The 13,430-nt window shown below is 36.9% G+C and carries 9 protein-coding genes and 1 pseudogene; 8 read left to right on the forward strand and 2 right to left on the reverse strand.

Annotation, left to right across the window (positions count from 1 at the left end; translation table 11 throughout):
• The first annotated feature begins 4 nt into the window (after nucleotides 1–4).
• Together HBN42_RS00290 and HBN42_RS00295 are read left to right on the forward strand one after the other, a co-directional pair.
• Nucleotides 5–385: an OsmC family protein gene (locus HBN42_RS00290; protein ID WP_165992619.1), complete on the forward strand. Its 381-nt coding sequence runs from the start codon at nucleotides 5–7 to the stop codon at nucleotides 383–385.
• A 39-nt stretch (nucleotides 386–424) separates the two neighbouring features.
• Nucleotides 425–634: pseudogene (locus HBN42_RS00295) on the forward strand (hemin ABC transporter ATP-binding protein); the annotation flags it as partial.
• Nucleotides 635–668: 34 nt separating this feature from the next.
• Here the strand turns inward: HBN42_RS00295 and ypfJ are convergent.
• Entirely contained in the window at nucleotides 669–1,577 is a 909-nt protein-coding gene (gene ypfJ, locus HBN42_RS00300; RefSeq protein ID WP_165992620.1) for a KPN_02809 family neutral zinc metallopeptidase, read from the reverse strand.
• 176 nt (nucleotides 1,578–1,753) lie between these two features.
• On the opposite strand from ypfJ, the gene rexB reads away from it, so the two are divergent.
• From rexB to rpsU, 4 genes are all read left to right on the forward strand, one after another.
• The gene (rexB, locus tag HBN42_RS00305; protein ID WP_165992622.1) at nucleotides 1,754–4,996 is read left to right on the forward strand and encodes an ATP-dependent nuclease subunit B; all 3,243 of its coding nucleotides are present in this window, start codon (nucleotides 1,754–1,756) and stop codon (nucleotides 4,994–4,996) included.
• Entirely contained in the window at nucleotides 4,996–8,646 is a 3,651-nt protein-coding gene (addA, locus tag HBN42_RS00310) for a helicase-exonuclease AddAB subunit AddA (RefSeq protein ID WP_165992624.1), read from the forward strand. The genes rexB and addA overlap by 1 nt, the downstream gene beginning before the upstream one ends.
• Nucleotides 8,647–8,821: 175 nt before the next feature.
• Nucleotides 8,822–8,926 carry a hypothetical protein gene (locus tag HBN42_RS10015; protein ID WP_235925329.1) on the forward strand — a complete coding sequence of 35 codons (105 nt, stop codon included), beginning with the start codon at nucleotides 8,822–8,824 and terminating at the stop codon, nucleotides 8,924–8,926.
• 462 nt (nucleotides 8,927–9,388) lie between these two features.
• On the forward strand, nucleotides 9,389–9,565 hold the full coding sequence (rpsU, locus tag HBN42_RS00320) for a 30S ribosomal protein S21 (RefSeq protein WP_000048058.1): 177 nt from the start codon (nucleotides 9,389–9,391) through the stop codon (nucleotides 9,563–9,565).
• Between the two features lie 172 nt (nucleotides 9,566–9,737).
• Here rpsU and mscL read toward each other — a convergent pair whose 3' ends face one another.
• Entirely contained in the window at nucleotides 9,738–10,124 is a 387-nt protein-coding gene (gene mscL / locus HBN42_RS00325) for a large conductance mechanosensitive channel protein MscL (protein WP_165992626.1), read from the reverse strand.
• 126 nt (nucleotides 10,125–10,250) lie between these two features.
• On the opposite strand from mscL, the gene dnaG reads away from it, so the two are divergent.
• Nucleotides 10,251–12,062: a DNA primase gene (gene dnaG, locus HBN42_RS00330; RefSeq protein ID WP_165993745.1), complete on the forward strand. Its 1,812-nt coding sequence runs from the start codon at nucleotides 10,251–10,253 to the stop codon at nucleotides 12,060–12,062.
• 8 nt (nucleotides 12,063–12,070) lie between these two features.
• Nucleotides 12,071–13,180, forward strand: a complete 1,110-nt coding sequence (gene rpoD / locus HBN42_RS00335; protein ID WP_165992627.1) for an RNA polymerase sigma factor RpoD — start codon at nucleotides 12,071–12,073, stop codon at nucleotides 13,178–13,180.
• Nucleotides 13,181–13,430: the final 250 nt, after the last annotated feature.

Consider the following 13,430-nt stretch of genomic DNA (forward strand, 5'->3'; position numbering starts at 1 on the left):
TAAGATGTATCAAACAAAAATAAACAGTATTGGCTACTTACAGACCTCTTCTCAGGCTTATGGAGAATCAGTAGAACTTTTTGCTGATACCGACCTGGGGGAAACACCAATGAGTCTGGTAACCATTGCTCTTGCTTCCTGTGTTAACATGTGTGTGCAATCCTTTTTTTACCATCGTTTTTCACAGAAAGACGTTCAGGTAAGAACCAATGCCCAGCTCTCAGAAAGAAGTGTTTTCTTGCAGATTGAGATCCTTGGGCAGGATACCTTAGAAGTGGCCAGTAAAGAGCAGCTTATTAGCTTTATAGAAAGCCATTGTAAGGTCAAGAAACTATTGGCTACAGATATTCATTTTGACTATGAGTTTTCTGGATCAAAAGAGTGAATGGGATGATAAGGGAGTTTAGGGAGGTTTTTAGCAATTAATGATCCTGCCTTAATCTTAGCTGATGAACCTACAGCTAGCTTAGATACTGAAAAAGCTTATCAAGTAGTAGTCTTATTAGCACAGGAATGTCGTGAAAAAAGGAAGAGCATCATTATGGTAACCCACGATAGAAGGATGATTAAAGACTGCGACCAGGTCTATAAGATTGAAGATGATCTAGTAAGTAAAGAAGCACAAAAGAGTTAGGAAGCTTATTATAAGCTTCCTAACTCTTTTTGTCTTATAAATCATTATAGGGAACAGCAAAGGTATCACCATGCTTAAAGTCGCCATAGTTAAAACCTCTGTTAAACCATTTTTGTCGTTGTTTGGAGCTGCCATGGGTAAAACTATCTGGAACAATTCGTCCATAGGCTTTCTTTTGAAGCTGATCATCGCCAACAGCACCTGCTGCAGTCAGAGCCTCTTCAATATCACCCTTGTCTAGTAGGTCTTGCCCCTGGACATAGTGTGACCAGGCCCCAGCATAATAGTCAGCCTGTAATTCTAATTGGACATTGAGCTGGTTGACTTCTTTGTTACTTTTTCCTTGACGAGCTCGGGCATACTTTTCCATTGTTCCTAGTTCGTTTTGCACATGATGGCCTACTTCATGGGCAATGACATAGGCCATTGCAAAGTCTCCAGCGGCTCCATACTTGGAGGAGAGCTCATCATAGAAGGAGATGTCTAAATAAACCTTATTGTCTCCTGGGCAATAAAAGGGTCCGGAAGCAGCCTGCCCAGTCCCACAAGCTGTCCGGGTTGAGCCTGTGTACAAGACTAGAGTAGGCTTTTTATAAGTTAAGCCTTCTTCTTTAAATGTTTTTGTCCAATAATCTTCGGTAGAGGCAAAAACCTTACTGACGAATTCAACCTGCTTATCATCGGCCTTATCTCCACTGGTTCTGGTCACCCTGGTTGACTGATAATTATTGCTATGTTGTGATTGGCCTCCACTTAATATGCCTGAGAGCCCACCGCCTCCTATGAGGATGATAAGGATTAAAAGAACAAGCTTTGTCTTCCAACTCCCACTTGAAAAAAGAACTTGCAGCAGCCTGCCAGAACGTCCACTAGTGTAGGAATCTGAGGATTGACCACGACGATCTTCAACATTTTGGCTTTCTCTTAGCTTGTCAGTCTTCATCTTCGTCTCCTTGAATTTCTTTTAAAACTATTATAAAGGATTTTTATGAGAATTGCATGATTATTTAACTTAAATTTTCTCTTTCTTTAGCAAGAGGAGCTGCTTTTTTCTTAATGGAAAATCCTTGTCTATTTGCTATAATAGTAAAGACAAGGCTAAACTAAAAGAGGGACATTATGAGGTTACTTTATACAGAAATCCATTATTCTATAAGGGAAATATTAACAAAAGAAGCACACGACTATGCTAAAAAGGGCTACCGTGTTTTTTATATTGCCCCAAGCTCCCTTTCATTTGAAAAAGAAAGAGCCGTTTTAGAAGAGCTTCCAGAAGAAGCTTCTTTTGATATTACCATTACACGTTTTGCTCAAATGGCTCGCTATTTTACGCTTAATAGCCAAAAAAATACTGAGAACCTAGATGATAATGCCTTGACAATGTTGATATATAAAGCACTTTTACAAATTGATGAGAAGGATTTGTTACTCTATAGTGCCTTAAAAGCAGATTTAACCTTTATTCAGGAACTACTGGATTTGTATAAGGAGTTGAAGACTAGTCAGTTAAGTGTCTTTGACTTAGTGCTAGAAAATGAGGCAAAAAAACAGGATCTGATTACCATTTTTACGAAATTAGATGAGCTCCTCAGTCAGACCAATTACACCTTCTCAAGCAAGCTGATAGACTTTGCAGAAGAGATCGAAAGTGGTCATCTGGATCAAAATTTAGCCAAAACAGTTATTATTATTGATGGTTTTACACGTTTTTCAGCAGAAGAAGAGTATCTCATTCACCAGCTTAATAAGCGATGCAAAGATATCATTATTGGGACTTATATCAGTAAAAAAGCTTATAAAACTAACTTTTTTGCAGGAAATGTCTATGAGGCTAGTTTAGATTTTGTGGCTAAATTGGCTGCTGACTACCAAAGAAAACCCGAGTATGTAGAAGGAGTGAAGGAGTATTGCCAAAGCTTTCAGAAGCTTTCTCACTTCTTTGAAGCTAAGCATGACTTTACTCAATTGGAACCATTGCTGGAGGAAGAAGATAAAAAGCACATCAGTATCTGGCAAAACAGTGACCAAAAAGAAGAAATTGAAAATGTTGCTAAAGACATCCGTCAAAAGCTCTATACGGGCCATCGTTATAAGGATATTTTAGTATTATTGGGTGACGTTGAGGCTTATCAATTACAAATTGGACATATTTTTGATAAGTTTGACATTCCTTACTATTTTGGAAAGGCAGAGACAATGTCTCACCATCCTCTGGTTCAGTTTATAGATTCCCTAGAAAGGTGTAAACGATATAACTGGCGCAGAGAAGATCTTATTAATCTCCTAAAATCAGGACTCTTTTCTAAAATCACAGAGAATGAATTAGATCATTTTGAATCTTATTTGGATTTTGCTGATATTCATGGTTATACAAAGTTTTCTAAAGATTTCACCATTAATTCAAAAGCTAAGCAGGATAAGCTTAAGTTTGACCTGAAGTCCCTAAATCAACAGAGAAAGCTAGTCTTTTTTCCACTTCAAAAACTCTTTAAGAGTCAAAAACAATTGGGTTCTTCATTGATCAAACAGGTAATGGCATTCTTTTCGGAGATCTCCTTGGCAGCTAATTTTCAAAAAATGAGCCAGGGACAAAATGAAACGATTCTGGAAAGAGAAGAGCAGGTTTGGAAGACCTTTACAGATATTTTAGAACATTTTTATCATATTTTTTCTGATCAGAAAATGACTCTAGATGAAGCACTTTCTCTGATAAAGGTTGCTATGCTGTCAGCTGATTACCGTGTCATTCCTGGAAATCTTGATGTTGTTTCTGTCAAATCCTATGATTTGATTGAACCCCATCATAAAGCCTTTGTCTATGCTATTGGTTTGACCCAGTCCAACTTTCCAAAGGTAGTGATCAACCATAGCCTCATCAGTGATCAGGAGAGGGCTAAAACAAATGAATTGAGACAGGCCTTTAAACATTTTGATATTGCCAGTGAAGAAAGTGGTAAAAAAGGTCTCTACACTGCCTTATCCTTATTTAATGCAGCCCAGGATCAGCTGATTTTGAGTTCACCCCTGGTTTTAAATGAGGTCAGTGAAGAGCAATCTGTCTACTTAAAGGAATTGCTTTCCTTTGGAGTTCCCTTTATTGAAAAGGATCGGGAGCCCTTAACCAATCTGGATGCTGATATTGGTAACTATAAATCTCTCTTATCTAAAATGATTGAGATTAATCGGAGTGAGCTGGACTTAAATCCTGATGAAAAGAATTTCTGGACTGTTATGCTCCGCTATTTGAAAAAAAGACTGGAAGCTAATACACTCTTTTGGGAGCAAAATCCTAATCATATCCAAACAAAAACTGTTTCAGAAGAGGTTATGAACCTACGTTTTCCAGAAGATAAGCCCCTTAACCTTTCTACTTCTGCACTGACTATTTATTATGAAAACCAATATAAGTATTTCTTACAATATGTCCTTGAACTTCAGGAATTAGAATCCATTCATCCAGATGCTAGACATCATGGAACCTACTTACATAGGGTTTTTGAGATGGTTCTTGCTGATCAAAGTCAGATCTCTTTTGATGAAAAGGTGGATAAGGCTTTGCAAGTGGTTAATCAAGAAAAGATTTTCAAACAATTTTACCAAGAAGATGCAGAAGCAAAGTACAGTCTTAGGGTTCTAGAAGATATTGTCAAAGCCACAGCCAGTGTCCTTAAGATCAATCAGACTATAGAAACGCTAAGGCAGGAAGAAAGATTTAAGCTGCCCCTAGGGGACAAGCTTATCATTAGTGGAACTATTGATCGAATTGATCGTTTATCAGATCAAAGTCTTGGTGTGGTTGACTATAAGTCAAGTCCCAATAAGTTCGATATTGAAAAGTTTTATAATGGTTTAAATTCACAGTTGATCACTTATTTGAATGCTTTACAAGAGGTGATGAAGGAAGATAAGTCCAGCAAGCTTTTTGGAGCCATGTATTTACATATGCAAGAGCCCAAAATGGATCTGTCTCATTTCAAAAATGTCGATGAAAAACTGATTGAAAAGGTATATGATGACCTTAAATATAAGGGAATCTTCCTAGAAACTGAAAAAGATAAGCTTGCTAATGGCTTATATCAGATTAAAAATAATATTTTTACAGCAGAAGAGTTGGAACTGTTACTGGCTTATAACCAGAATCTCTTTTTAAAAACAGAAGGAGCCATTCGTCGGGGACACTTTTTGATTAATCCTTATACCGAAGATGGTAAGACAGTAAAGGGTGATCAATTAAAGGCTATTACGCGTTTTGAATCAGACTTGGATTTAGGCCAAGCCAGACATCTCCTTAAACTTCCGGCTAAAGAAAAACGTCAGGGCTTCTTAGAGCTCATGCGAAATGAACAAAAAGGAGGTCTCTAATGTTATTTCCACTCTTTTTAAGTCCAGAAGAAATCAAGTCCTTACAAGCTGACGAAGCCCTTTCTGATCAGGTACAAAAGAGGACTCCTGAACAGATTGAAGCTATTTACACCAGCGGGCAAAATGTCTTAGTATCGGCCTCTGCGGGTTCTGGGAAAACCTTTGTTATGGTTGAGCGCATTATCGACAAGATTTTACGTGGTGTTTCCATTGAGGATCTCTTTATTTCCACTTTTACAGTTAAGGCTGCAAGGGAATTAAAAGAACGTCTAGAAAAGAAACTCCTAGAAGAAATCAGGAAAACAGGAGATACTTCTCTTAATACCTACCTGAATAAGCAGTTGCAATCCCTCTACTTAGCAGATATTGGGACTATGGACGCCTTTACACAAAAATTAGTCAGTGACCATGGCTATAGCATAGGCATATCCCCAAAATATCGCATCATGCAGGATAAGTCTGAACAAGATATCTTAAAAAATACTGTTTATAAGGAGCTATTTGCTGATTACCTTGAAGGTGACCATGCTGAAAGCTTTATTAAGCTGGTGAAGAATTTTTCTGCCAATGCTAAAAATTCAAGAGTCTTTAGGGAAGCAGTCTATAAAATCTACTATTTCAGCCAATCAACAGCCGATCCAGAATGGTGGATGGAAAAGAGGTTTTTAAAGGCAGCAAAAAGCCTGCAAAGTTATAAAGACTTACCAGATCAAACGATAGGAACCTTCTTGTTCTCCATGCAAGATACGGCGGATCAATTAAAAGATCTAACAGAGCTTGAGGACTATGAGCAGTTAACTAAAAAAGGTCTACCAAGCAAAAAATACCTTAAGCACTTAGAGATCATTGAAAGACTTTATGATTGGGCTAAGCATTTTGATCATTACTATGGTAAGGAAAAAATTGGGCAGCTAGCTCTGGATTTAACAAAACTTTTACCAACAAGCAGTTATATCACCCTTCTTGGACAAAAATATCCCATCTACAAACAATTACAGGAACAGATAAGATCCTTAAGGCACCTAGATACCATTCTCACTTATCAGGGAGAATCCCTGCCACTCCTGGAACTACTACAGGCATTTGTAACTGACTTTTCAAGGAATTATTTAGAAGCTAAAAGACAAGAAAATGCTTATGAATTTTCTGATATCGCTCATTTTGCAATCAGAATTTTAGAAGAATATCCAGACATTCGTCAGACCTATCAACAGAAATACCATGAAGTGATGGTAGATGAGTATCAAGATAACAATCATATGCAAGAACGTCTTTTGGAACTATTGAGTACAGGTCATAACCGTTTTATGGTAGGTGATATCAAACAGTCTATCTATCGTTTTAGACAGGCTGACCCACAGATTTTCAATGAAAAGTTCAAAGATTACCAAGAAAATCCAGACCATGGCAAATTAATTTTGCTAAAAGAAAACTTTAGAAGCCAGTCTGAGGTGATTAATGCGACCAATGCTGTTTTTTCTCACCTCATGGATGAAAATATTGGAGATATCCTCTATGATCAGACCCATTTTTTAGTAGCTGGCAGTGATCGTCAAAAAGTAGCAAAAGATAAGAACAAGTGTCAGCTCTTAATTTATGATCTTGATAGTCAGGAAAATTCATCCAGTTCTAGTTCCGAAGAAAGTGATGATATGGGAAATCAGCTATCAGCTGGAGAAATCAAACTCGTTGCCAAAGAAATCATTGCCTTACATCAAAAAGAAAAGGTAGCTTTTTCAGATATTACCTTACTTGTCTCATCAAGAACCCGAAATGATAGCATTTTTCAAACCTTTGATTATTTTGGTATTCCCTTGGTGGCTGATGGAGGCCAGGATAATTATTTGAAGTCAGTGGAAGTCATGGTCATGCTAGATACCCTGAGAACCATTAATAACCCTCTAAATGACTACGCCCTAGTTGCCTTATTAAGATCCCCAATGTTTGCTTTTGATGAAGATCAATTAACAAGAATAGCTCTGCAGAATTCCCAAGGAGAAGTAGCTGAGAGTTTTTATGAAAAAATAACTGCTTCTTTACAGTCTAAGGGTCAACATCCCCAACTAATTGGCCAAGAATTGTTCCAAAAGTTAGCATATTTTGATCAGACCCTAAAAGATTGGCGTACTTTTTCAAAGACCCATTCCTTATATGATTTAATTTGGAAAATCTTCAATGACCGCTTCTATTTTGATTACGTCAGTGATTCACCAAAAGGAGAGCAGGCTCAGGCTAACTTGTATGCTCTAGCCTTAAGAGCCAGTCAGTTTGAAAAAACAGGTTTTAAGGGACTCTCACGTTTTATTGGGATGATTGACAAGATTTTATCCAGTCAGAATGATTTGGCTGATGTGGCCGTAAGTCCAGCTAAAAATGCTGTTAATTTGATGACAATTCACAAGTCCAAGGGATTGGAATTTAAATACGTCTTCATTTTAAGTTGTGATAAAAAATTTAGCATGGCTGATGTGCAGTCACCCCTCATTTTAAATCGTCAAACTGGTATTGGGATCAAATACCTGGCAGATCTTAAGGATCAATTGGGAGAAGAGCAGCTTTCAAGTGTTAAAGTTTATTTAGAAACTCTGCCTTATCAGCTGCACCGAGACCAATTGAAACGGGCAAGCCTATCTGAACAAATGCGCTTACTATATGTGGCTATGACCAGAGCTGAAAAGAAATTATTTTTGGTTGGCAAAGGAAGTCAGGAAAAATTAAGTCATAAATATGATGGTAGTCGTCAGGGCAATCATTTGCCTCAGTCACTAAGAGAAAGTAGTCAGACCTTTCAAGACTGGTTATTGGCCATTCATGAAAGCTTTAAAAATGAAAATCTTTTTTACGACATTAGCTACGTTGGTGAGGATGAGCTCAGTGATGAAAAAATTGGTCAACTTAAGCTTGAACCTAAATTGAAAACTGATAATCTGAGGGATAATAGACAGTCTGAGCAGATTGTGCGTGCTTTGGATATGCTGGAAAAAGTTGAAGAAATTAATGAAAGGTATAAGGCTGCAATTAATCTGCCAACAGTTAGAACTCCTAGTCAGGTTAAGAAGTTCTATCAATCCATGATGGATACAGAAGGTGTTGATATTATTGAAAAAGACTATCAAAAAGCCCAAGAATTTAAATTGCCAGATTTCTCAGATCAGCATAAAATTGAAGCCAGTCAAATTGGTTCTAGCCTACATGAGCTAATGCAAAGGATCAAGATAAGTGAAAAGGTGACCAAGGAAGATATCTTAAAAGCCTTGGATGAGGTTGAAGCAGAAGCAGAGGTAAAAGAAAAAATTGATGTCCTAAAAATTCAGACTTTCTTTGAAGACAGCCGCCTTGGACAACTGATTCAAGAAAAGAAGGATAAACTGCACCGAGAAGCAGCTTTTGCCATTTTGAAAAAGGATCTCTTAAGCCAGGAAAAATTTGTAGTACGTGGGATTATAGATGGCTACCTTTTGCTTGAGGATCGCATTATCTTGTTTGATTATAAGACAGATAAGTACAAAAATAGTCTGGACTTAAAGGATCGCTATACTCAGCAATTAAGTCTGTACGAAGAAGCCTTGATCCAGGCTTATGGAATCAAAAAGGTTGATAAATACCTTGTCCTCTTAGGTGGTGAGAAATTGGAAGTTCTGGAACTTTAAGCTTAAAACCAGCTGAAAAGCTGCCATAGTAAATGGCACTCTCAACAGCTCTGCAATTAAAAAAATGTTTTAAGTGTCGCTTTATGTTTGACTAATGAAGTAAATAAAGGTGAGTTTTTAAGTATAGTTGGTCCATGGATCTGGTAAGAGTACACTATTAAATATTATCTCTGGTTTGCCAACTCCTACAAGTGGGGGCTATTTAGAAGATCAAAATCTATATGAGTTAAATTCAAGCAAGTTAGCTAGATTACGAAGGGAGAGAAAAAGAAACATTTGAAATAAAACAATTATTTATTTTAGGATTAAGACCACTAGATATTTTTTTTAAAAAGAATTTGAAATCCTCATTTATTCATTTACAACACTGGTAATATCTTTGATGTGTAATTTTGTGTTGAGTTTAATGTTTGTTAGAATAACCCAACTGTTTAATAAAACTATGATTTGGATTAATATCTGGCTGCCATCTCTCTTACTATCGTTAGCAATATTTGTATTAATGTCAATTGTAGCAATGGCTAAAGTGATAAGCACTAAGTGGGATATTTTAGAATTTAATGTAGATACAGATTTCTAATATGCTGAAGTTTTTCAAATGATTTCATGCTTCTAAGCTACCTTAATATTTCTTTACTTAGTATGTGCTAGAATTTTAGAAAGTTTATTGACATTTTCCGAAAAGTTATGTAATATATTTAAGAACGTGAAAATGTTACAATATCTTGAGGAGGTGAAACACATGTCAAAAACAGTAGTACGTAAAAATGAATCACTTGACGATGCACTTCGTCGTTTCAAACGTTCTGTTACTAAAGCTGGTACTCTTCAAGAATCTCGTAAACGTGAATTCTACGAAAAACCTTCTGTAAAACGTAAACGTAAATCAGAAGCAGCTCGCAAACGTAAAAAATTCTAATTTTAGATGATATTAAAAGCAGTCTCCTTGAGGCTGCTTTTAATATCATCTTTGTTCTTTACTGACTCTACCTAAGAGTATAAACTTACCTTTCTGGTAAACTTTCTTAAAGAAAAACACCGCAAAATCTCATTTTTGCGGTGTCAGTCTGTTTTTAATCCCTGAGAGGAAATTAAATGTTTTTTTGAGCAAGCAAGTCACGGATTTGAACTAAAAGCTCTTCTTGAGTAGGGCCTGCGATGACTTCTTCCTCAGCTTCAGCTTGTTTTCTAAAGCTCATAGCTTTATTGGCAGCCTTAACAACGAAGAATAAAGTTGTACCAACAACTAAGAAATTAAGAACAGCAGCTAGAAAATTACCATAGTGAACTCCGTTCCATGATAATTGTGCGATATTGGCAACACCAGCTGCTTTTAGTACTGGGTTTAAGATAAGTGGAGTTACCACATCAGCTACTAAAGAGTCAATAATAGCTTTGAAAGCAGCTCCAATAACAACGGCTACAGCAAGGTCTAAAACATTGCCCTTAAATAAAAATTCTTTTAGTTCTTTAATCATGAGAATCCCCTTTTTTAATTTTTACTAATCATAACATAAATTTAATAAAACTTCCAATTCTTTACCCTGCTTTTTTAAAATTTACAAAGCAATTGACAAATGTTATAATGAAATGTAAAAAATATACTGGGCTTTTTATGGGGAGGTGACAACTTGGCTATTGATAAAGAACTGATTTCTCAAATAAAAGATAGTGTTAATATCGTTGATGTCATAGGCGAAGTTGTCAGTCTTTCAAAAGCTGGACGTCATTATCTAGGCCTCTGTCCTTTTCATAAAGAAAAGACCCCATCCTTTAATGTTGTTGAAGATAAGCAATTTTTTCATTGTTTTGGTTGTGGCAGGTCTGGTGATGTTTTTAAATTTGTGGAGGCATATAGGCAGGTTCCTTTCTTAGAGAGTGTTCAGATACTAGCTGATAAATCTGGAATTGCTCTAGACCTAAAACCCAATAACAAGCCTCTATCTTCTCAAAAAAATGCTCATCAGACCTTAATAGACATACATGAGGATGCCCAAAAATTTTACCATGCAGTCCTAATGACAACAAAGATAGGGCAAGAAGCAAAGTCCTATCTTTATAGTCGTGGTCTCAATGATCAATTAATCGAGCATTTTAAGATTGGTCTAGCACCAAGTGAATCGAATTATTTGTACCAAAGCTTAAAAAAGAAGTATGATGATGAAAAGCTAGCTGCTAGTGGTTTATTCAACTTATCAGAAACCTCTAATACTGTTTATGATGCCTTTCGTAATCGTATTATGTTTCCCCTAACAGATGAATACGGGAATATCATAGCCTTTTCAGGACGTCAATGGACTGAAAGTGATCGTGAAAAGAAAGTTGCAAAATACAAAAATTCAAGGGCAACGGTCTTATTTAATAAGTCTTACGAATTTTATCACTTAGATAAGGCCAAGCCAGTCATAGCCAAAAGCCATGAAGTCTACCTAATGGAAGGTTTTATGGACGTCATTGCTGCTTACCGAGCTGGTTTTGAAAATGCCATAGCTTCAATGGGAACAGCACTGACAAATGAACATATTGCACATTTAAAGAGAATCACTAAAAAAATTATCTTGACCTATGATGGTGATGATGCTGGTCAAAATGCTATTGCCAAGTCCTTAGAACTTTTAAAAGAATTTCAAGTTGAGATTGTCAGGATACCTAATCAGATGGATCCTGATGAATTTGTTCAGAAAAATTCTCCTGAGGACCTAGCCCAGCTACTGAAAAATTCGCGTATTAGTAGTTCCGAATTTTACATTGATTATCTAAAACCTGATAATATGGATAATCTCCAATCACAAATTGCTTATGTGGAAAAGATTTCACAGATTATCGCTCAGGTATCGTCAATAACAGCTCAAAATTCATATATCAATAAGGTTGCTGATTTATTGCCTGATTTTGACTATTTTCAAGTTGAACAGACCGTTAATAGCTTTAGATTGCAAGATAGGCAAAGAAGGCAGGCGCAAAACCAAGAACCAACTAAGCAACTAGTAAATTTACCCCTTTCTCGAAGCTTAACGGCTTTAGTCAAGACAGAAAATCATTTACTTTACCGTTTGCTTCATCATGATTTTCTTTTAAATGATTTTCGAAACAGAGAAGATTTTCACTTTGAAACAGCTGAATTACAAGAGTTGTACCAACTACTAAAAACTAATGGAGAGATAACATCATATGATCTATTAAACTTATCTCCGCAAGTAAACCAAGCCTATTATGGTGTTTTGGAAGAGAATCTTCCAGAGCAGATAGCAAATGGTGAGATAGATGATATACTTCGGAAACGTCAGAATCTCCTTTATGATCGAGATATACATAAACAAGGAAAACAAGTTAGGGAATCTAGTAATAAGGGTGACCACCAACTAGCTTTAGATGTTTTAGAAAACTTAATTGCTCAAAAAAGAAAAATGGAATAGAGGAAAATATGGCAAAAGAAAAGGAAATGATCACTTTTAATGTTCAAGTTGCAGAATTCATCCGTAACCACAAAAAAGAAGGTACAGCTGTTGATGAAGAGGTAACTGAAAAACTTGTTATTCCATTTACATTGGAAGCTGAACAAATAGATGATTTATTAGAACGTCTAACGGATGGCGGTATTTCCATAACAGATAAGGATGGTAATCCTTCTATAAAATACGTTGTTGAAGGTCCAAAACCTGAAGAACTAACGGATGAACAATTGATTGGTAGCAATTCTGCCAAGGTCAATGACCCAGTCCGTATGTACCTTAAAGAAATCGGTGTTGTTCCTCTCTTAACTTCTGAAGAAGAAAAAGACCTGGCTGTCCTTGTGGATCAAGGTGATTTAGAAGCCAAACAGCGTCTTGCTGAGGCCAACTTACGTTTGGTGGTATCTATTGCTAAACGTTATGTAGGACGTGGTATGCAGTTCCTCGATTTGATCCAAGAAGGTAACATGGGGCTTATGAAAGCTGTTGACAAATTTGACTATTCCAAAGGTTTTAAATTTTCAACCTATGCAACCTGGTGGATTCGTCAAGCTATCACCCGTGCCATAGCAGACCAAGCACGTACCATTCGTATTCCAGTTCACATGGTTGAAACCATCAATAAACTGGTTCGTGAACAAAGAAATCTTCTTCAAGAATTGGGTCAGGATCCAACACCAGAACAAATAGCTGAACGTATGGAAATGACACCAGACAAGGTACGTGAGATTCTAAAAATTGCTCAAGAACCGGTCTCTCTTGAAACACCTATTGGTGAAGAAGATGATAGTCACCTAGGTGATTTTATCGAAGATGAGGTTATCGAAAATCCAGTTGACTACACGACTCGTGTCGTTCTACGTGAACAATTAGATGAAGTGCTAGATACCCTCACAGACCGTGAAGAAAATGTTCTTCGTCTACGCTTTGGACTTGATGATGGAAAAATGCGCACACTGGAAGATGTTGGTAAAGTCTTCAACGTGACCAGAGAACGTATCCGACAAATAGAAGCTAAGGCTCTCCGCAAACTCCGCCACCCAAGCAGAAGCAAACAATTAAGAGACTTTATAGAGGATTAGAACACCACAGTGTGGTGTTCTAACGGCGAGTTAGAAATAAAATACGAGCTTTGTGGTCCAGTGGCAGCTATCAGCGGTTCTCCCGAAAACAGAGAAGAGAACCTTACCTTAGCTTCTTAACCGCTCCCTGAAAACAAAAAAGGAGCGCAAATCTGAGTGACCTTTTTAAAGCCGATCCAGCATTAGGATGCTTTAGTCTCCTATAGTAGGATTATCTTTCTTGGCTCCATGCCCTAGGCTCAGATGCTTC

It is taken from the genome of Streptococcus catagoni (assembly GCF_011421425.1).
Classification (GTDB): domain Bacteria; phylum Bacillota; class Bacilli; order Lactobacillales; family Streptococcaceae; genus Streptococcus; species Streptococcus catagoni.

Coding starts and splice junctions, on each gene's coding strand:
- rpsU (WP_000048058.1), top strand. CDS start 9,389: ATGTCAAAAACAGTAGTACGTAAAAATGAATCACTTGACGATGCACTT.
- rpoD (WP_165992627.1), top strand. CDS start 12,071: ATGGCAAAAGAAAAGGAAATGATCACTTTTAATGTTCAAGTTGCAGAA.
- ypfJ (WP_165992620.1), bottom strand. CDS start 1,577: ATGAAGACTGACAAGCTAAGAGAAAGCCAAAATGTTGAAGATCGTCGT.
- addA (WP_165992624.1), top strand. CDS start 4,996: ATGTTATTTCCACTCTTTTTAAGTCCAGAAGAAATCAAGTCCTTACAA.
- HBN42_RS00290 (WP_165992619.1), top strand. CDS start 5: ATGTATCAAACAAAAATAAACAGTATTGGCTACTTACAGACCTCTTCT.
- mscL (WP_165992626.1), bottom strand. CDS start 10,124: ATGATTAAAGAACTAAAAGAATTTTTATTTAAGGGCAATGTTTTAGAC.
- rexB (WP_165992622.1), top strand. CDS start 1,754: ATGAGGTTACTTTATACAGAAATCCATTATTCTATAAGGGAAATATTA.